Consider the following 18,439-nt stretch of genomic DNA (forward strand, 5'->3'; position numbering starts at 1 on the left):
CTATGCAAAGTAAGCACTTTATGAGCTATTAGAGATACATTAGCGGGCACAAATAGCCTTAAAAGCGCAATAACGGCAGGCTTCTTCATCTTCTGTTTGAGCAAAGGGTACATCCGGAGAGAAGAGACGGAGAAGAACTTCGTGCAGCTCGTGGCAATAAGAATCGCGTATCTCCGAGGTTGCATAGTCCTCTATCTCTGTTTGATTGAACCTTATCAGGGGGTTGTAACTCTCCTTATTGCTACACATCCCCTTTAGTTGATACAGAGAGGGTTGCACCCGATTGTGCCTAGGTTGCAGCCAATTTAGCCCCTCTTGCTGAGCCCTTCCGTTTTCCACCAAGCGGAGAACGGCCTCCGAATAAAGAAAGATTTGGGCAATAGCTTTGCGGTGCTGAGATTTCTCTTGGGCGAAGTAGAGTTGATTCCAATCCTTGAAAGTTTGGGAGTCCGATCCTGTTTTATAGTCCACAATGCGCAAGAGACCATCTACCTCATCCAATCTGTCTATGAAGCCCTTGAAGCGTACATCAATCCCCAGTTCTGGGAGAGGCTCTATCATATCAATTCGCTGCTCGGAGGCCACATAGGCGAGTTGATGCCCCCTTCGGATGTACTGCGCATCAAACTTCAAGACAGCGTAAACCTCCTCCATTATCATCCTAATGTACATTTGATGCATCCCCTCAATTTCTTTGGGAGTACTATTTTGATGCAGTACATTTTGGGCATAGTAGGAGTTTACTATTGTACTGATTCTCGGCAGAGAGGTATGCGGATCGATCAACCACTCATAGTCTTGAGAAGAAAGCAACTTTCCCTCATAGGGCTCATACAGGTGCTGCATTACATCGTGTATAACAGTACCAAAGTCCCCTGGGGAGAGTAGATCTGTGCGTTCTTCTATCTCAGGAATCTGTCGTATGTATTTGTAGTAAAATTGCAGAGGACATAGGGCATAAGTGGAGAGACTACTAGCCGAGAGTGCTTTCTTTATGTCGTCTCTGTTGCTCGTAGTGTATTCCCTAAGAACTGTCATTGCCGCCTCATCCTTAGGGATGACAATCTTGGGCGTTTGAGTCGCCAGCATAGATACCTTTACGGTATGCTCTTGGGGTGTGAGATGGAAAAGGTAGCGTAGTTGTGCCAAGAAACGAGAGGGTTCTTTTTCACTTCTACTATCCACAATAAAGAAAACCCTACGGGCACGGCTTATAAGGCGATAGAAGTAATAAGCCTCCGTGTAATCATCGGATTGATAGGTAGGCATATTATATCCTAGGCGCACGTTGTATGGGATATATCCTCTGTTTATGGGACGTTTGTGAGGGAGTGCTCCCTCGTTGCTCTCTGGGATAATGAGATAATCGAAGTTAATGAGTCGGCTCTCTAAGAAGCCCATAATTTGCAGCCCCTCCAGCGGTTCTCCTTCGAAGGGGAGCGTTTCCTCCTCTACCAACTTAAAGAGAAGACGATACAGAATGGTGCGCTCTGCGGTATCTCCCATCAGAGGGAGTAGGTTGCCCACTTGTATGACGAGGTCTCTCAGTTTTTTGACAAACTCGATCTCAAGCACACGGATGTAGTGAACGTGACCGGCCTCTGCCTTTGAGTCTGCCTCCTCTGCATCATTATCTTCTTCTTGGAGCAGGGAGGCAAGCCGGTTGAGTAGGGTGATGAGCCTTTGAATTAGGACTGACTTATCCGATATGGGCTCAATAAGAAGGCGAAGAGGCTCCGGGAGATCTTGAGGGTAAAGAGCACATATCTTTTGATAGTCGATGTAGTAATAGTTGTATCGAAGAGCTTCGTTGAGCGGGGATAGTTCCTCACTACTTACCAAGAGGTTGCTCAGCGGATGCTTGATGAGGTGCTCAAGAGCGTCAAGTGGGAGAAGTTCCCCTTTTTCACTCCATCGGGTAAACTGCTGTAGCTCAATGTATCTATGGAGCCATACTGCCACAGAGGAGAGATGCAGGGGATATCCCATGGTTATATTGATGGGATGGGAAATCCCTTGTAGAGCATCGAGTAATGGAAGTAGCGTATTAACCTCGGGGAGTGCAATGGCACACTGCAAATCTTCTACAGCACGTGGAGCATCGCCTATGAGCTCTTGGAGTAGAGTAGGCACTAACTTACTCCGCCCTATATCCGAAGGGATCTGTACAATATCTATCTTGGGCACCCCTTTCTCTTGGGTACTTAGCCACTCGCCTCCTAGCTCTTGCTTACTCTCTTGCATCGTTTTGCCGATCAGAAAGCCCCAGTCGGAGGGGGTGGTATGATTCGCAAGCTTCACCTCTTCCCAATAAAATGAGGTGGAGTAGTGGTTATTGGTGCGTTTCAGGCGTTTTAGTATCTCGCGTTCGGCTGTTGATAGGTGATACAATCCGGCAACAATAATATGCCTAACAGATGGGGAGAGAAGCTTTTGTAGATTCCTGTCAAAAGTCTCTTCGTCTAGTTCTGCAGCACGGCGGGCAAGCATTCCACTATACCCTAATCCTAAACTCTCGAGGGTGGCTCGAAAACGATGATAGAGAAGTTGCATCTCGGTGGTCATCGCCGAGAATAGCTCCTCAAGGCGTTCTTTCTTATCGCTATTAACCTTGCTTAGGTACCCAAAAAAGATTTCGATTGCTTCTTTTTGTTCCGGGCTTATATAATCGAGAGAGGTAAGGTCATCTAGAGCCTTTAGGTTGTGGAAAATCTCGTCCGGCTCTACGAGATAGTTGTCTATATCATTGAAGTCCGACAAAAGCTTCTCAGCATGATCAAAGGGGAGGTGAGGGTTGCTTTTCTCATCAAGGGGAAATCCGAGTTCTTCTCTTAGGGTTACAATCTCGCGATAGAGAAGGCAAACTTGCTGGGTACGTTGTGCTGATTTGAGTCCGGATAGTTTCTCAGTAAGGCTCTCTACTGTAATAATCTGTGGAGAAAAGGAGGGCTGGGTCAGGCGTTTGCTTAACTCATAGCGGAAGAATGTACCGGCACGTTGCGAAGGAAAGACAAAACAACATTGATGAAGCTCAGCCCCATATTGATTGATACAGCGAGAGGCAAGGAGAGAAAGAAAAGAGTCTTCTTGAGATTGCATCATGATAAGCGATTAAAAGAGAGCCAAGCTATTGTTGAGTATATGGATAAGTACCCCCCAAACAATGGAGCCGGAATAGTGACGAAGACATCCAAACCAAAGGGCTAGTACCATAATGGGAAGAAAATTAAGGACTGACTGATGTAATAAGCTAAAGATGATAGCTGTCAAGAGGATGCCGACAATGGGGCTATGAGTTAGGCGAATAAGCAGAGGTTGTAAAGCCCCTCTCAGCAAAATCTCTTCGCAAACGCCCGTTAGCATACCGATGATAAGGATCTGTTTCAAGCGACTTCCTACAGAGCCATCACCCTGCAGCATCTCTAGCATGGATCTACTTTTTTCTTCGTATTGGGTTATCCATGCCCCTACCTCTTTGGGTAGTGCTTCGATAGCTTCTCCCGCGGCATATTGCAACAGCGCTGATATTCCCCAAACAAGGAGTGTTATTCCCAGTATAATTCCTCCTTCGTACCATCTGCTTTTGCCTTGTATAATAGGTTGTGGAGCTGTTAATCCCAAAGCTTTGGGAGCCTTTTTGCGGAATACGCAATAGGCATAGAGCGATGCTGACCCCAAAAAAACAACGATATTTTGCGTAATGGCAATCCCGAATATCGAGTGAGATAATAGGGGAGAAAGCAGGGTGTAAATTGCACCAAACAATCCAAACCCCAAAAGGAGGCTCAAGATAAAGGTGAGGACTTCTTTTGCCGGAGAAATACCGAGATGAGGGGAAATGGCTTGTGCAGGAGGGGGCAAAATCATAGAGGGGACTATTGGGAGAGGAGTCAATTATTTCCTACTCAAATGGTCTTCTGAATAGTTATTACAAAGATACAAAATAGACTAGGTCTTGTATCTCTTTCTCCTGTAATAAGGAAAAGGGAACATGTATGATTAAAGGACTTATTTCATGTACAGAGAAAAGGTTAGAGTAGTACTCTTCTAGTATTTAGCTAAAATAGAAATCTTTCTCAGGTAGAATTGGGGCTCTTTTTAGCTGAAAGTGTCCCCTCCTTTTGGGTGAAATCGGTTTCATTTTTAGGCAAGAGGGGGGAGGATTTTGGCAGAAATGGAATCTTTATGGATACTAGTATTTCTAGGTAAAGAGAAGGAAGAGTGCCGACATCCTCTGACGTCTTCTCCAAAAGGGAGCCTCGAAGTACCTCTCAAAGGCAAATGAATAGAAAAGAATAGGGTTGAATGCACCCCATGGTGCACTCAACCCTACTATATTGTTTAGCTTAGAACGATCTTAAACGGTGGCGATCTTATTTAGAATAATCGTAGATGCCATATCCCGTTTTACGTCCGAGCTGACCGGCGCGTACCTTCTTGCGCAAGAGAGGATGGGGGCGATACTTATCGTCGCCATACTCATTATGAAGCACTTCCATAATGGCAAGGCAAACATCAAGCCCGATAAAGTCTCCCAATTCGAGAGGACCCATGGGGTGATTGGCACCAAGCTTCATAGCGGCATCAATCTCTTCTGCAGTAGCTACGCCATCAGCAAGTTCCCCGATAGCTTCGTTAATCATGGGGATAAGAATCCTATTTACAACGAAACCGGGAGCTTCGCTCACACGCACTGCGGTCTTTTCGAGTTGTGCGCAAAGGTCAAGAACCACAGCGAGCACCTCGGGACATGTACATTGTCCGCTGATCACTTCTACCAACTTCATCTGAGGTACAGGATTGAAGAAGTGCATACCAATCACCTTTGCAGGACGATTCGTTACCGAGGCTAGTTCTGTAATACTCAGAGAAGACGTGTTGGTAGCAAAGATAGCTTCTGGTTTGATGATACCATCAAGATTGCGAAGCGTTGCCTTTTTTACCTCCATATCCTCGGAGAGAGCTTCGATAATGAGATCGGCGTCGGCTATATCTGCAAAGTCTTGTGTAGCCTTAATATGGGCATAGTACTGAGCAGATTGTTCTTCTGTAATCTTACCCTTTTCTACGAGACGTGCAAAGTTCTTTTTTAGCTTGAGCATTGCCTTATCAAGAGACTCCTTGCTGCGTCCTTTCATTACGATATCCATATTGTGCTGAGCTGCGCATTGTACAATGCCTGCACCCATGGTACCGTTACCGATAACTGCTATTTTCATCTTATCTGTAGTATTAATTTTGAATACAACCTCCCAAGAGGGGAGAATGTTCATCCTTTTGATTTAGAATTGAGGTTTACGCTTCTCCAAGAATGCGGACATCCCCTCTTGTTGATTGGGATGTGCAAAGGCAAGACCAAAGAGCGTATTCTCTGCTGCAATGCCTGTGTCAATGTCGCTTTGTAAGCCTCTATTGATAGCCTCTTTGGATAGGCGCACCGCATTGGGCGATTGGGATGCAATCTCTTGGGCGAGCTCAAGAGCCGTATTTATAAGCTCCTCTGGCTCCACAACCTGGTTGACCAAGCCTATGGCAAGAGCTTCGTCTGCTCTGATAACACGACCCGTATAGATCAATTCTTTTGCTTTCCCTACACCAATTGTACGAGGCAATCGCTGAGTGCCACTAAAGCCGGGCATAATACCCAAGCCAACCTCAGGCTGTCCAAACTTTGCCTTAGACGAAGCAATACGGATATCTGCACTAAGAGCCATTTCACATCCACCTCCCAAACAAAATCCGTTGACGGCTGCAATAACCGGCATAGGCATTAATTCGATCGTGCGAAATACTCGACTACCCAACGCTCCAAAGTCTTTAGCTTCGGAAGGAGATAGCGAACGCATCTCGGCAATGTCGGCTCCGGCAACAAAAGCGCGCCCCTCTCCGGTGAGGAGAAGGACGCGGATTTCCGTATTACTAGCGACTTCGTGCAAAGCCTGTTCTAGCTCCTCCAATACTTTACGAGAGAGCGCATTGAGGCTTTCTGGTCGGTCGATTGTAAGCGTTGCTATAGCACCTTTACAATCGAGACGAATTGTAGTGTACGAAGTACTCATAGCGAATCTTTTTAAGTGGGGTTAGCGCCCCGACTTAGCAAGTTCTACTTTTAGCTTTTCGTTCAGAATGGGTACAATCTTGTGGAGATCGCCTACGAGACCAAGGTCTGCAACTTGGAAGATAGGAGCAAACTTATCCTTATTGATGGCGATAATGTATTCAGACTCTTCCATACCGGCAAGGTGCTGAATAGCTCCGGAAATACCCAATGCGAGATAGAGATTAGGACGAACAGTCTTACCCGTCTGACCTACCTGACGATCGTGTGACATAATGCCTGCGTCAACCATTGCACGAGAAGAAGAAACTTCTGCTCCGAGGGTTGCTGCAAGAGCGGTGAGCTTTTCGAAGCCATCATTGGTACCAACACCACGACCTCCTGATACGAGAACGTGTGCTTCTGTAATGTCAATGAGGTTCTTTTCTTCACGCTCCTTACGTACCAAGCGAACGCGGCACTTCGATTCGTCAAAAGGTACTACAACCTTTTCTACTTCGCCCTTACGAGAGGGGTCGCTTTCCTTTCTACGCATCACGCCGGGACGCACTGTAGACATCTGAGGACGATGCTCCTTACAGATAATCGTAGCCATGAGGTTACCACCAAAGGCGGGACGAGTCATGAGAAGATTGCGATCTTCATTGATCTCAAGGGAGGTACAGTCTGCTGTAAGACCGGTGTGCATACGTGCAGAGAGGCGGGGACCAAGGTCACGACCTATAGTTGTAGCTCCTAAGAGGAATATCTCAGGTTTGTATGTATTGAGGATGTGAGTAATAGCTTGTGCGTATTGCTCTGTCACATAGTCTTTGAGGAGATCGTGCTCAACAAGGAGTACACGGTCTGCACCGGCAGCAATGAGCTCTTGGCTGAGGTTTGCTACATTCTGTCCGAGAAGAACAGCTGTAACCTTTTCTCCAATAGAGTCTGCCAATTCACGTGCCTTACCGATTAGCTCGAATGCAACGTTCTGAACTACACCTTCACGTTGCTCCGCAAAGACTTGAATTCCTTTATATTGTTCCTTGTCCATAGTATGCATTAGATAATGAATTTCTCTTTGAGTTTTTCGATAATAATATCGGCAGCCTCTTCCGGAGTGATCTCATCGTGGAGAGTCCCCATAGCCTTAGCTCCCTTGGTAAATGACTTCTTAACGCTCGTAGGAGATCCCTTAAGACCTAAACGTTCGGGATCTACAGGGAAGCTATCAGCATTCAATTCAACAATTTCTTTGTCGAAGGCTTCCATGATACCACGTACGTTCATATAGCGAGGTTCGTAGGCAGAAGCAAGGAAAGTAAGCATACAAGGAAGCTTTACTTCGAGTACTTCGTGACCTTCTTCTACATTGCGACGAACGGTCAATAGATCCTTACCATCGAACTCAACATTCTCAACATAAGTAACCTGTGGGAGGTCGAGTTGCTCAGCGATCTGAGGACCAACTTGTGCCGTATCCCCGTCGATAGCCTGACGACCAGCCAAGATAATATCATACTCAAGAGTACGAAGAGCTTGAGAGAGGGTGTAGCTTGTTGCGAGGGTATCAGCACCACCAAAACGACGGTCTGTTACAAGGTATCCCTTGTCTACACCCATAGCGAAAGCTTCGCGGATGATTTCCTTTGCTTGAGGAGGTCCCATGGTAATACAGGTTACCTCAGCACCAAACTTGTCTTTGAAGAGAAGGGCTTGCTCTAGCGCACCCTTATCATCGGGGTTCATAATGCTAGGTACCCCATCACGGATGAGCGTTCCTTTTACGGGATCGAGCTTAATCTCAGTTGTATCGGGAACTTGTTTGATACAAACAACTATTTTCAACATCTATAGTCCTCCTTCTTATTTTAATAGGTTTGCAGAAATAACCATGCGTTGAACTTCGCTGGTTCCTTCGTAAATCTCTGTAATCTTGGCATCGCGCATCATACGTTCAACAGGATATTCGCGAGTATAGCCATAACCGCCATGGAACTGTACAGCCTTGGTTGTTACCTCCATTGCTGTCTCTGCACAGAAGAGCTTTGCTTCGGCTGCAGCTACAGAGTAGGGGAGTTGGGCATCCTTGAGCCAAGAGGCACGACGGATGAGAAGCTGAGCACATTCGATGCGAGTTTGTAGATCTGCAAGCTGGAATTGTGTGTTTTGGAATTTGGCAATGCTGCGACCAAACTGCTTACGCTCCTTCGTGTACTTAACAGTTTCGTCCATAGCACCGCGGGCAATCCCTACAGCTTGAGATGCGATACCAACACGACCACCATCAAGAGTCTTCATGGCAATCTTGAAGCCACCGCCGATTTTGCCGAGGAGGTTTTCTTTGGGAACAATGCAGTTCTCCATAATAAGCTCACACGTAGCAGATCCACGGATACCGAGCTTAAGCTCTTTCTTACCAATGCTAAAGCCGGGCATATCCTTTTCTACAATAAATGCAGAAATACCATGATTACCTTGGCTCTTATCGGTCATTGCAAAGATGATGTACACGTGTGCGTACTCAGCATTGGTAATAAAGATTTTAGTACCATTGAGTACCCAGTGATCTCCATTATCTACGGCAAAGGTTTGTTGAGCAGAGGCATCTGTTCCGGCATTGGGCTCTGTGAGACCAAACGCACCAATCCACTCACCAGAGGCAAGCTTGGGTAGATACTTCATTTTTTGCTCTTCAGTACCATGCTCAAGGATAGGAGCACAACACAAAGAAGTGTGAGCCGATACGACTACCCCAGTGGTAGCACATACGCGGCTTAGTTCCTCTACAGCCATAGAGTACATTTGATTGGTTGCACCGGCACCGCCATATTGAGTAGGAATGGGGATCCCCATAATACCCAACTTCGCCATCTTCTTAACCGTTTCGATGGGGAAGCGTTCTTGTTCATCAATCTCTGCAGCTAAGGGTTTTACTTCCTTCTCTGCAAAAGCAGTGATCATCTGCAAGAACAGTTGCTCTTGTGGAGTTTGTGAAAAATCCATAGTGATTTATTTGATTCTTAATAATAGTCTCTCTTCTCTTCTCATTGGCGCATTGGGCGCAAATCTTCCGCAAAGATAATAGAAGCTTCTGTAGCTGCAATAACTTCCTCGCGAGTAAAGTGCTCATTAAGCTCCGTTACTACCAATCCCTCACCTTTGCGTACCTCAATCACACACATTTCTGTGATAATCAAATCTACTTGTCCCTGTGCCGTAAGAGGGAGACGGCATTTTTTGAGAATCTTTGGGGTCCCTTTGGCGGTATGCTCCATGGCAAGAATTACTTTACGAGTACCTACGAGGAGGTCCATTGCTCCCCCCATACCCGGTGCTTTTTTGCCAGGAATAATCCAGTTTGCGAGGTCTCCGTTTTCATCCACCTCGAGAGCTCCCAAAATACTTACATCCACATGCCCACCACGGATGATTCCAAACGAAGTTGCACTATCGAATGTAGCGGCCCCCGGCACCGGTGTAATAAAACCGCCTCCGGCGTTGGTCCACTCTGCAGACTCTTCTCCCTCTTTGGGAGCAGGTCCCATGCCGATCATTCCATTTTCACTCTGGAGCATTACCTCAACATCGGCTTTAAGGTAATTGGGAACCATTGTTGGCAGACCTATACCGAGGTTAACCACATCTCCATCTTTTAGTTCGAGAGCTACACGTCGTGCAATAGTCTCTCTTATTTCATTCTTGTCCATGGCTATATGCTTTTAATTGATTCTTCTTTTTGTCTTGTTGAGATTTACTTTTCCACTAACCCTTCTTCCATACGGCGGTGGAGCTCCTGTGCTATATAGGAGGCCACATCGTCGGCAAAAGTATTAGCACCAAAACCTGCATCATACCCGAGTTCTTTGGCAAGCTCATGCGTAATACGTGGACCGCCACAAGCCAATATTACCTTATCTCTTAGGCCTTCTGCTTCGAGAAGTTCTACGAGTTCTGTAAGGTTTTTGATATGTACATCTTTTTGTGTTACGGTTTGTGATACGAGTAGAGCATCGGCTTTGTAATCAAGAGCCTTGCTGATGAACTCTTCGTTGGGCACTTGGCTTCCGAGATTGAGAGCCTCGATCATGTCGTATCGCTCCAGGCCATAATGGCCGGCAAATCCCTTCATGTTCATAATGGCATCAATCCCCACAGTGTGAGCATCGGTACCTGTACTCGCTCCTATAATGCGGATAGGACGACCTATATTCGTACGGATAAAATCATCCGTTTCGCCCATATCCCAAGTAGTAGTTTCTACTTTAGGAACATAAATATTGGAGTAGTCTACCGTATGACTACAGTTGCCATAGCAGTTGAAGAAGGTAAATCCATTGGTAAGTTCCTTAGAGAAAACTACCATGGGGTTTTGCAAACCCATCTCTTTGAGTAGTAGCTTTGCCGCTTCTTCTGCTTCTGCTCCGATGGGTACAGGTAGAGTAAAACTCAACTGTATCTTACCATCGTTCATTGTATCTCCATAGGGCTTTACCTTCGCTAAGTCTAGCGTGCGGTCAAAGTCCTTTTCCTCCATCGAATATAATCCACCACTCATAGCTTACCCTCTATTCTAAAGTTTTTCATCAGTTCAATCGTTGGGTTGTAGTAATGATCTCCCTTAGAAGCAACACCATCCAACCCCTTTCCTCCATCAATAGGACGCTTTACATCGGCAAAAGTTCCTTTAGAAAGTGCCGTAAAGATACCCTGTTGATTGATTTCGTCTAGGAGGTTAATTGTTTTGTCTAGGACTAAACGTGCACGGGTTTGCATGATTCCCCCTTCCTTAAACTCTACATCTTCGCCAATTGATCGCATATTGTTGAAAATATAACGAGCATTTTCGATAGAGAGGTAGCGATCACTCATGAATGGAGTATGGATAGCCTCTGTAGGCATCCCAAGAAGTTGAAGCCCTTGATGTGTCCAAATCCCAATCATATTGAAGAGAGCATCTTGTATGTGGCCACGGAATATATTCCCTGTCATAAACTTCGTAGGAGGCATATATTTGAGCGGAGCCTTGGGGAATATCTCCCTTGTCATCTGAGCCTGAGCAAGCTCGTAGAGGAAGCCATTCTCTAGCATAGGATCCATCTCAAAGGCATGCCCAAGTCCCATTTGTTCCTCCGGTAGACCTGCTTTTAGAGCAAATTGCTCATTAATTAGGTCGGAGGCAAGTACGGTATGGGCTTCTTCCACGGCATCCGCCGTAGTGAGGTAATTGTCTTCTCCGGTGTTGATGATTACTCCGGCAAAGCCATTGATAACGCGACTCATGTACTGGTCTACAAGAGTACGTTGCATATTGATGTCTCGGAATAGGATACCATAGAGAGCATCGTTGAGCATAACATCAAGGCCTTCGAACGCTCCCATGATGGCAATTTCGGGCATACAGAGCCCGGAGCAGTAGTTACAGAGACGGATATAACGTCCAACTTCTTCTCCCACTTCATCCAAAGCCTTACGCATAATGCGGAAGTTCTCTTGAGTAGCAAACGTACCTCCAAAACCTTCTGTGGTTGCTCCATAGGGTACATAGTCGAGCAAACTTTGTCCCGTGGTGCGGATAACTGCAATAATATCGGCACCCTGGCGAGCAGCAGCCTGAGCTTGCACTACGTCTTCGTAGATGTTGCCTGTAGCTACGATCACGTATAAGTAAGGCTGAGGTCCCTCGCCTATGGTACGAAGATACTCTTCACGGCGAGCTCGCTTAGCAGCGATTTTCTTTATCCCTTCTAGGATATAGGGTTCTAAGGTATTGGCCACCCCCTCTTTATCAAGCGACGGATAGCGTTTTAGATCTATAGTCCCCTCTGCTACACCTTCTGCCACCTGCTGGGGATTTTTCCCCGTTGCTGCCATGGCATTGGCTATATAAAACAGAGCCCCATCCGATAGAAGTTTATTCTCGTGAAGATGGTTTACAACGACATTTGGGAGGGGAACTCCATTGGCATCAACATCGTCAATGCCAATAAAGCGGCAGAGCGTACGTTCTACTGCCACCGTAGTGTACCTATCTACAAACTCTTGTACCTCATTGGCAATCTCGCGAGCTGTATGACGGGCGCGTTCTACTTTAGAGAAGTCTATCCCTACTTTACTCTTATTCATTCTCTATAAGTTCAATTTTTCTTTACAGTACTGGAGCAACTCTTTATCAATACCCAAAATCTCGGCAATACGTACAGCCTCGTGTGGGGCTGTATCTGAGGAGTCTTTGATTAGGGAGTAATCAATGTATTTGTTTAGCTTATTTACTTCGAGAGGGAGTTGCAACCTCTCTTCGATAAATCCACGCACTCTATATCTACAACAAGGTGCTGATATACCGCTATAGTGTGTGGTGATAACGGAGCGTACATTGTACTTTGCAAATAGCCTCACGAGGGCGTCCACGAGGGCGCAACCTTCGTCCGGATTTGTAGTGCGGGCAGGTTCATCTATCGGAACCAAGAGGATACTGCCAGCTTTAATGGCTTGCACAATGTTATTGAGACGCAAGACTTCAGCTCCAAAAGAGGAGAGACCCTCATCAAAGTTTTGTCCGTCTCCTATAGAGCCGATGATGTCATCTACAACAGCAATCTTAGCTTCTCTTGCCGGTACATAAAAGCCATATTGCATGAGAGCTTGTGCCAATGTAATAGCAGAAAGCAATACACTCTTTCCTGCCATGTTGGCTCCTGTTATAAGGGTAGGATGGGCACCAAAGCGAATGGATACCGGTTGAAAGTGCTCCCCACGTTCAGTCAGTTTTTCAGCGACTTCCGGGTGAATTAGATCACAAAAATCAGTCTCTGAATCTGCCGATAAAGGGGTAGGGCAGCAGTAATGATGCTCATAAGCCCAGCGCGCCTTGGCCAGCAAAAGATCGTCCATTGCCAGAGCTCCAAGTACGCGACTAAAGTCATCGGCAAAGGGGGCTAGCTCTTTCGTTAGACGGCGGCGCACCCGATCCTCTTCCTGTGCTGCGGCCATAGCTAATCGGTCTCGCTCTTCGTCCGTTTTAGTTCTCTCTATCTCTTTTCGTTGCTGCGCTAAGGTGGCACTATAACCATCAGAGATAAAGAAAGAGGGAAGACGCTCTCCATCAATATCAAGGATAGAGAGAGGAGCTTCTAACGAGGGCATATCTTCCAATTGAAGTGAATGCATCTCTGCTAAGCGACTCACTTTGGCTGCAACCAGCGCAAGGCACTTAAGCTCATAGAAATCTACATCACTACAACTGCTATGACGCTCTTTTAGTAAAGCAATAGAGCCGGCTATATTGCGTACATCTTGTAGTAGAAGGTGTAACTCTTGCAAGCCCTTGTTGCTCTGTTCGTCCTCTAAATACTTATAGAAGCGCGTTACTTTTTCGAGGCGTTGTAGTATATTTTCTCTACTCGAAGTCCAAGAAGTCTCTAGAAGAGCCTGCCTACCGGGGGAGGACGCCAGCTCTAGCGAGTTCACGACGAAGCGAAGACCCGCAATAGACTCTATACTATTCCGCAATACATTCATAACCGACATACATCATATACGGGTACACCCAACGACTCTTGCAAGCGTGTACACATCTTTTCAGAATCAAGCCGATAGCCCGAGGGGGCTAGGGGATTAAAGGTAACAGCCATGAGCTTAGTGCCATAGAGCACGCGCAATTCTTTCCCCGAAGAGAGGTACTTGTCGATGGCAAGAGGCGAAGCGAACAGACGAGTAAAGTCTCGTACCACGAGCGTTCGATGGCTATCTATCATTCTGAGTTTCTCCAAGAGAAGGTCTGAGACTACGCCTGCAACGAAAAGGGTATCCCCCCGTTGCAGCCATTCCACATCCTGCCAGATTCGATCCGACAGGGCAGAAATAAATCCCGTCTCAAAAACATTCCCTTCAGGATCAATCACAAACATACCCCTCTCCGCATCTGCAAGACCCTCTGCAATAGCTCTTGACGGATACTCCGGCAGTTGTATAAGCCGATAGAGATGGTGTGTTTTGCGGATTAACTCCTCCGGTTGTACACTATAAGCTGCCCCTGTTGCCAAAATCATTCCTTCTGACACAGAGGGAGCAGCTAGGCTGATACGAGATAGGGCGCCATCGATAATGGTTAGATCAATGTTCCTATCTCGCATCTTCCTTATAATGTGTTTCAAACCTCCTGTTGAGGCAGGGCCTGCAATCAGTACCTTGCCTGTTCCCTTAGACTTTGCATAGATGGCTCGACCAAGAGAAGTCGTGTATTGCTCATCGATACCTACCACCTCCGCTGCAACCATCTTGTTACGATAAAACTTTTCGGCCGTAACAAAGAGAGTGCCGGGGTGTAGACAAATCTCGGGTTTATCGGTTTGAGTTACTTGATCCCGACGCTCTCCATCAATACCAATAGAGGTCAATGCCAAACTTACTTGGGGATACTCTTCCCACAAACGACGCAAAACATAGTTAAGACATTCCGTCTTTCCTGTGTTTTTTGCCATTCCTACGATGGAAAGACTACGCAGCTGAGTAAGGCCTGATATAAAGGGCATTGATGAAGAGAGAAACGTGATTATTTACTTTCTTGACGCTTGCGGTTGCGTTCTTTACGAGCCAATTTACTAGGCTCGATGGCAAGCTGTTGCCCGGCAAGCAGAGCTGCCACTCCGTCCTTGCGTTGCTTTTCGCACTCGGGGCAATGGCACTCCTCTTCGTAATGAGCAGGCTCTGTGTAGGTGGTAAGTACACCTTCATAATTGCGGAGTACCACTCGATTAGGAGCCTGAGATACGATATAATTGGGCATAACGGGGATCTTCCCTCCACCACCGGGAGCGTCTACCACGAAGGTAGGAACAGCGTATCCGGAGGTGTGCCCACGGAGGTTTTCTATGATCTCAATACCCTTAGATACGGGAGTACGGAAGTGCCCAATACCACGAGACAAGTCACATACATAGATGTAGTAGGGGCGTACACGAATCTTTACTAACTCATGTACCAACTTCTTCATCACGTAGGTGCAGTCGTTAATCCCTCGGAGCAATACCGTTTGGTTACCAAGGGGTACTCCGGCATTGGCTAGTCGTTCACAAGCTTCCTTCGACTCTGCCGTAATTTCATTGGGGTGATTGAAATGAGTGTTGAGCCAAATGGGGTGATACTTCTTGAGGATTTCCACTAGCTCAGGAGTGATACGCTGTGGCAAAACTACGGGAGTACGAGAGCCAAAGCGGATAATTTCCACATGATCGATGGCACGCAAACGCTGTAAGATATACTCGATCATAGAGTCGCTAACCATCAAAGCGTCTCCTCCCGATAGTAGCACGTCTCGTACTTCGGGGGTACGTTCGATATATTCTATAGCCTTATCGATTCGCTCACGAGGCGATGCTGCATCTTTTTGTCCCGCAAATCGACGACGTGTACAATGGCGACAATACATTGAGCACATGTCTGTAATTAAGAACAGCACACGATCGGGATAGCGGTGTGTAAGCCCCGGAGTAGGAGAGTCTTCATCCTCACTTAGAGGGTCAAGTTGGTCTTCTTCGCTAATGATTAGCTCGTTGGCCGTAGGTACAGACTGCTTACGTACGGGGTCATTAGGGTCGTTGGGATCTATTAAGCTAAGGTAATAGGGTGTGATAGCCATGCGGAGGCTCTTGAGAGACTCCCGTACTCCCTCCTCTTCTTCAGGGGTGAGAGTAACATACTTTTTGAGATCATCGAGTGTCTCAATCCGATTCTTCACCTGCCAACGCCAGTCGTTCCACTGTTCATCGGTTACGTCAGGGAAATAGTATTTTCTTCTACTTTCGTTCATTTCGGAGATATTCTTGAGATAATATCTGAGGTTGCCTTAAAGGAGGAAAGAAACAAACACGAACCCTCCCTAGTAGGGAGTAACTCTTGGAGTCGACCTCAGTACCTTAATTGTGAGCCGGGCAGCGGAGGTAAACAGATGAGCAAATGAGGGGGAGAACCCACCCCAAAAAAGAGCGTGATTGCTTTGGAAATAGATGTAGAACCTCCCCTCTCTAGGAGATGCCCTACATCTATCTCTCTAGGTCAAATTATGCGTAAAGATCGGTAAAGATCTTACGGAGAGCTTCGTTTTCTCTGAGTTCTTGTAGCGTGATTTCGGCATGACCCTTTGTATAGCCATTACCTACAATCATCGTAACGTCGCTACCAACACCTTCTGCACCAAGAGCTGCCTTGGTAAAGCTGGTTGCCATAGAGAAGAAGTATACTACACCATCGTTTTTGGTGCAGAGGATACTTGTCATCTCTGTATCGGGGATGTTTACGTTATTGATTGTAACATCGCACATTTGGCCACCTGTTAGCTCAGAGATTTTTTCCATTACAGGTACGGGTTGAGTAGCATCTGCTGTAAATACAGTGTGGCAGAAGCCGAGGGCTTTGAGACGATCTGCGCTCTTTTGAGAGTGGCAAAGACCGATTACCTTACCTGTAACACCGGCACGCTTCATGGCTTCGTAGCAGCAGAGCATACCGCTCTTACCACCGGCACCAATGATCAATACTGTATCGCCGGGCTTTACAAGCTTAGCTGTTTGAGCAGGAGCACCAGCCACGTCGAGAGCAGAGAGAGCTAGCTTTTCGGGAAGGTCTGTAGGGATCTTGGCATAGATACCGCTTTCGAAAAGAATAGCCTTACCATCAATGTCCACTTGGTCTACATCAGGGCGAATTTCCTTGATCTTATCAATGCGAAGTGGAGTAAGAGAAAGGGAAACAAGAGTAGCAATCTTATCTCCTTCTTTGAGATCGATTTTGCCTTTGAGAGCATCACCAATCTTCTCAACAGTCCCGAGGAGCATACCACCGGAACCTGTTACAGGGTTGCGGTGCTTACCTTGCTTTTCTACGATGCCGAGCATGATTTCTGCGATCTTTGCCTTATCGCCGCCAGCTTGCTCGTGGATCTGTGTAAAGCTAGCAGAGTCAATATTCAAGGTTTGTACATCGATGAGAATCTCGTTGTCGTAGATCTCATCCATGTTGTTGTCAATCTTGTTGGCAGGCTGTGGAAGTACGCCTTGAGGATCGAGTACGCGGTGCGTACCGTATTTGTTGCCTTTTTTTTGCATAGAGCGAATTATATTGAATTAATCGTTTTAATGATAAATAACTACTTGAGAGGACGAAGGGAGAGGATGGCACGAGCTTCGGCAGGCGAGGCGATCTCACGACCCAATTCACGAGATAGACGCACCACTTTTTCTACCAACTCTCCATTAGAGCGAGCAAGCACTCCACGAGAAATATTCAGATTGTCTTCAAAACCAACGCGAACATTTCCTCCCATTACGATGGTGGGAGCAGCCAATGTAAAGGCACTACGGCCAATACCTGTGGCAGTCCAAGTAGAACCTGCGGGGATGCGATTAACCAGCCACACAAGATTTTCTACCGTTGCAGGAGTACAGCCCGGAACGCCCAATACGAAGTTAAATTGCATAGGATCACCGGGAACTTCGCCCTTGGCAGCCATGCGTAAGATGGTATCCAAGTGCCCCATTTCGAAGCATTCGTACTCGGGCTTGATATTATTTTCGAGCATTCTCTTCCCAAAGGTGCGCATCATGGGCATGGTGTTTTCGAAAACTTCGTCTCCAAAGTTACATGTACCACAATCCAATGTTGCCATTTCGGGGAATAGCTCTGTGGGTTGCAAACGCTCTTCTGCAGTCATCCCTACAGCTCCTCCGGTAGAGGGAATAAGAATAACATCAGGGCAAGCCTCGCGCACAGCATCCATGCATACTTTGAAGCGATCTCGGCTCTGAGTGGGCGTTCCATCATCTTCGCGTACGTGGATATGTACAACGGCAGCACCGGCATCGTAGGCGCTTTTGGCCTCACGTACAATCTCTTCTACAGTATAGGGTACCGCAGGATTCTGTTCTTTGGTTACCTCTGCGCCACAAATGGCAGCTGTAATAATGAGTTTTTCCATACCGAACTATACCTTATTTATTACGCTGGCATTTAACGGGTACCACACAGGTACCTGTAGCACGACATACTACGATGGGTTCTGCCAATACGTCGGCTGCAGAGTCGCTAATGTCAGGACGAGGCTTAATTACCTTACGAGCCTCAAACGTCATCTTACGAGAAGAATTACCTACATGGGTTATTTCCCCTACAGCTTCGATGTAGTCTCCTGCATATACGGGGTTTAGAAACTCCACGTTGTCATAGGCACAAAAGAGACCTTCGTCACCATCTTGGATAATGAGAAGCTCTGTTGCCACATCACCAAAGAGCTGCAGCATACGTGCACCATCTACAAGATTGCCACCATAGTGTGCATCTGCTTGAGACATACGCAGACGAATCATAGATTTTGGATTACTCATAAACTTATTGTATTAGTAT

16 protein-coding genes are annotated in these 18,439 nt (G+C 46.6%); all 16 read right to left on the reverse strand.

Features of this window, described 5'->3' with window-relative positions:
- Nucleotides 1-39 precede the first annotated feature (39 nt).
- The 16 genes from POREN0001_RS06265 to kal all read right to left on the reverse strand — a co-directional run bounded on the left by POREN0001_RS06265 (nucleotide 40) and on the right by kal (nucleotide 18,420).
- Entirely contained in the window at nucleotides 40-3,102 is a 3,063-nt protein-coding gene (locus POREN0001_RS06265) for a PD-(D/E)XK nuclease family protein (RefSeq protein ID WP_004334326.1), read from the reverse strand.
- 9 nt (nucleotides 3,103-3,111) lie between these two features.
- Entirely contained in the window at nucleotides 3,112-3,867 is a 756-nt protein-coding gene (locus POREN0001_RS06270) for a CPBP family intramembrane glutamic endopeptidase (protein ID WP_004334094.1), read from the reverse strand.
- 506 nt (nucleotides 3,868-4,373) lie between these two features.
- Nucleotides 4,374-5,219 carry a 3-hydroxyacyl-CoA dehydrogenase NAD-binding domain-containing protein gene (locus tag POREN0001_RS06275; RefSeq protein ID WP_040581068.1) on the reverse strand — a complete coding sequence of 282 codons (846 nt, stop codon included), beginning with the start codon at nucleotides 5,217-5,219 and terminating at the stop codon, nucleotides 4,374-4,376.
- Between the two features lie 63 nt (nucleotides 5,220-5,282).
- On the reverse strand, nucleotides 5,283-6,059 hold the full coding sequence (locus POREN0001_RS06280) for an enoyl-CoA hydratase-related protein (protein WP_004334307.1): 777 nt from the start codon (nucleotides 6,057-6,059) through the stop codon (nucleotides 5,283-5,285).
- 21 nt (nucleotides 6,060-6,080) lie between these two features.
- A complete protein-coding gene (locus POREN0001_RS06285) occupies nucleotides 6,081-7,094 on the reverse strand; it encodes an electron transfer flavoprotein subunit alpha/FixB family protein (RefSeq protein ID WP_040581074.1) in 1,014 nt (337 codons plus the stop codon).
- An 8-nt stretch (nucleotides 7,095-7,102) separates the two neighbouring features.
- A complete protein-coding gene (locus tag POREN0001_RS06290) occupies nucleotides 7,103-7,888 on the reverse strand; it encodes an electron transfer flavoprotein subunit beta/FixA family protein (protein WP_040581076.1) in 786 nt (261 codons plus the stop codon).
- 18 nt (nucleotides 7,889-7,906) lie between these two features.
- The gene (locus POREN0001_RS06295; protein WP_004334333.1) at nucleotides 7,907-9,046 is read right to left on the reverse strand and encodes an acyl-CoA dehydrogenase; all 1,140 of its coding nucleotides are present in this window, start codon (nucleotides 9,044-9,046) and stop codon (nucleotides 7,907-7,909) included.
- 41 nt (nucleotides 9,047-9,087) lie between these two features.
- Complete coding sequence (locus POREN0001_RS06300; protein ID WP_004334146.1) at nucleotides 9,088-9,750, reverse strand: 3-oxoacid CoA-transferase subunit B; 663 nt, start codon at nucleotides 9,748-9,750, stop codon at nucleotides 9,088-9,090.
- Nucleotides 9,751-9,794: 44 nt separating this feature from the next.
- Nucleotides 9,795-10,598 (reverse strand): lysine 5,6-aminomutase subunit beta, encoded by an 804-nt coding sequence (gene kamE / locus POREN0001_RS06305; protein WP_004334313.1) that lies wholly within the window; start codon nucleotides 10,596-10,598, stop codon nucleotides 9,795-9,797.
- On the reverse strand, nucleotides 10,595-12,166 hold the full coding sequence (kamD, locus tag POREN0001_RS06310; protein WP_004334103.1) for a lysine 5,6-aminomutase subunit alpha: 1,572 nt from the start codon (nucleotides 12,164-12,166) through the stop codon (nucleotides 10,595-10,597). Before kamD ends, kamE begins: the two co-directional genes overlap by 4 nt.
- A 3-nt stretch (nucleotides 12,167-12,169) precedes the next feature.
- Nucleotides 12,170-13,561, reverse strand: coding sequence for a lysine 5,6-aminomutase reactivase ATPase KamC (gene kamC / locus POREN0001_RS06315; RefSeq protein ID WP_040581079.1), 1,392 nt, complete (start codon nucleotides 13,559-13,561; stop codon nucleotides 12,170-12,172).
- Nucleotides 13,558-14,523 (reverse strand): lysine 5,6-aminomutase reactivase subunit KamB, encoded by a 966-nt coding sequence (gene kamB / locus POREN0001_RS06320; protein ID WP_224208847.1) that lies wholly within the window; start codon nucleotides 14,521-14,523, stop codon nucleotides 13,558-13,560. The genes kamC and kamB overlap by 4 nt, the downstream gene beginning before the upstream one ends.
- A gap of 71 nt (nucleotides 14,524-14,594) precedes the next feature.
- Nucleotides 14,595-15,851 (reverse strand): lysine 2,3-aminomutase, encoded by a 1,257-nt coding sequence (gene kamA, locus POREN0001_RS06325; RefSeq protein ID WP_004334271.1) that lies wholly within the window; start codon nucleotides 15,849-15,851, stop codon nucleotides 14,595-14,597.
- A gap of 250 nt (nucleotides 15,852-16,101) precedes the next feature.
- The gene (kdd, locus tag POREN0001_RS06330; protein WP_004334052.1) at nucleotides 16,102-17,145 is read right to left on the reverse strand and encodes an L-erythro-3,5-diaminohexanoate dehydrogenase; all 1,044 of its coding nucleotides are present in this window, start codon (nucleotides 17,143-17,145) and stop codon (nucleotides 16,102-16,104) included.
- Nucleotides 17,146-17,186: 41 nt separating this feature from the next.
- Entirely contained in the window at nucleotides 17,187-18,014 is an 828-nt protein-coding gene (gene kce / locus POREN0001_RS06335; protein ID WP_004334180.1) for a 3-keto-5-aminohexanoate cleavage enzyme, read from the reverse strand.
- A gap of 13 nt (nucleotides 18,015-18,027) precedes the next feature.
- Nucleotides 18,028-18,420: a 3-aminobutyryl-CoA ammonia lyase gene (kal, locus tag POREN0001_RS06340; RefSeq protein ID WP_004334096.1), complete on the reverse strand. Its 393-nt coding sequence runs from the start codon at nucleotides 18,418-18,420 to the stop codon at nucleotides 18,028-18,030.
- Nucleotides 18,421-18,439: the final 19 nt, after the last annotated feature.

Origin of the sequence: Porphyromonas endodontalis ATCC 35406 (assembly GCF_000174815.1) — a bacterium.
Lineage (GTDB): Bacteria > Bacteroidota > Bacteroidia > Bacteroidales > Porphyromonadaceae > Porphyromonas > Porphyromonas endodontalis.

Excerpts from the sequence above, each read along its gene's own strand:
- POREN0001_RS06265 (WP_004334326.1), bottom strand. The coding sequence starts at position 3,102 with ATGATGCAATCTCAAGAAGACTCTTTTCTTTCTCTCCTTGCCTCTCGC.
- POREN0001_RS06270 (WP_004334094.1), bottom strand. The coding sequence starts at position 3,867 with ATGATTTTGCCCCCTCCTGCACAAGCCATTTCCCCTCATCTCGGTATT.
- POREN0001_RS06275 (WP_040581068.1), bottom strand. The coding sequence starts at position 5,219 with ATGAAAATAGCAGTTATCGGTAACGGTACCATGGGTGCAGGCATTGTA.
- POREN0001_RS06280 (WP_004334307.1), bottom strand. The coding sequence starts at position 6,059 with ATGAGTACTTCGTACACTACAATTCGTCTCGATTGTAAAGGTGCTATA.
- POREN0001_RS06285 (WP_040581074.1), bottom strand. The coding sequence starts at position 7,094 with ATGGACAAGGAACAATATAAAGGAATTCAAGTCTTTGCGGAGCAACGT.
- POREN0001_RS06295 (WP_004334333.1), bottom strand. The coding sequence starts at position 9,046 with ATGGATTTTTCACAAACTCCACAAGAGCAACTGTTCTTGCAGATGATC.
- POREN0001_RS06300 (WP_004334146.1), bottom strand. The coding sequence starts at position 9,750 with ATGGACAAGAATGAAATAAGAGAGACTATTGCACGACGTGTAGCTCTC.
- kamE (WP_004334313.1), bottom strand. The coding sequence starts at position 10,598 with ATGAGTGGTGGATTATATTCGATGGAGGAAAAGGACTTTGACCGCACG.
- kamD (WP_004334103.1), bottom strand. The coding sequence starts at position 12,166 with ATGAATAAGAGTAAAGTAGGGATAGACTTCTCTAAAGTAGAACGCGCC.
- kamC (WP_040581079.1), bottom strand. The coding sequence starts at position 13,561 with ATGAATGTATTGCGGAATAGTATAGAGTCTATTGCGGGTCTTCGCTTC.
- kamB (WP_224208847.1), bottom strand. The coding sequence starts at position 14,523 with ATGGCAAAAAACACAGGAAAGACGGAATGTCTTAACTATGTTTTGCGT.
- kamA (WP_004334271.1), bottom strand. The coding sequence starts at position 15,851 with ATGAACGAAAGTAGAAGAAAATACTATTTCCCTGACGTAACCGATGAA.
- kdd (WP_004334052.1), bottom strand. The coding sequence starts at position 17,145 with ATGCAAAAAAAAGGCAACAAATACGGTACGCACCGCGTACTCGATCCT.
- kce (WP_004334180.1), bottom strand. The coding sequence starts at position 18,014 with ATGGAAAAACTCATTATTACAGCTGCCATTTGTGGCGCAGAGGTAACC.
- kal (WP_004334096.1), bottom strand. The coding sequence starts at position 18,420 with ATGAGTAATCCAAAATCTATGATTCGTCTGCGTATGTCTCAAGCAGAT.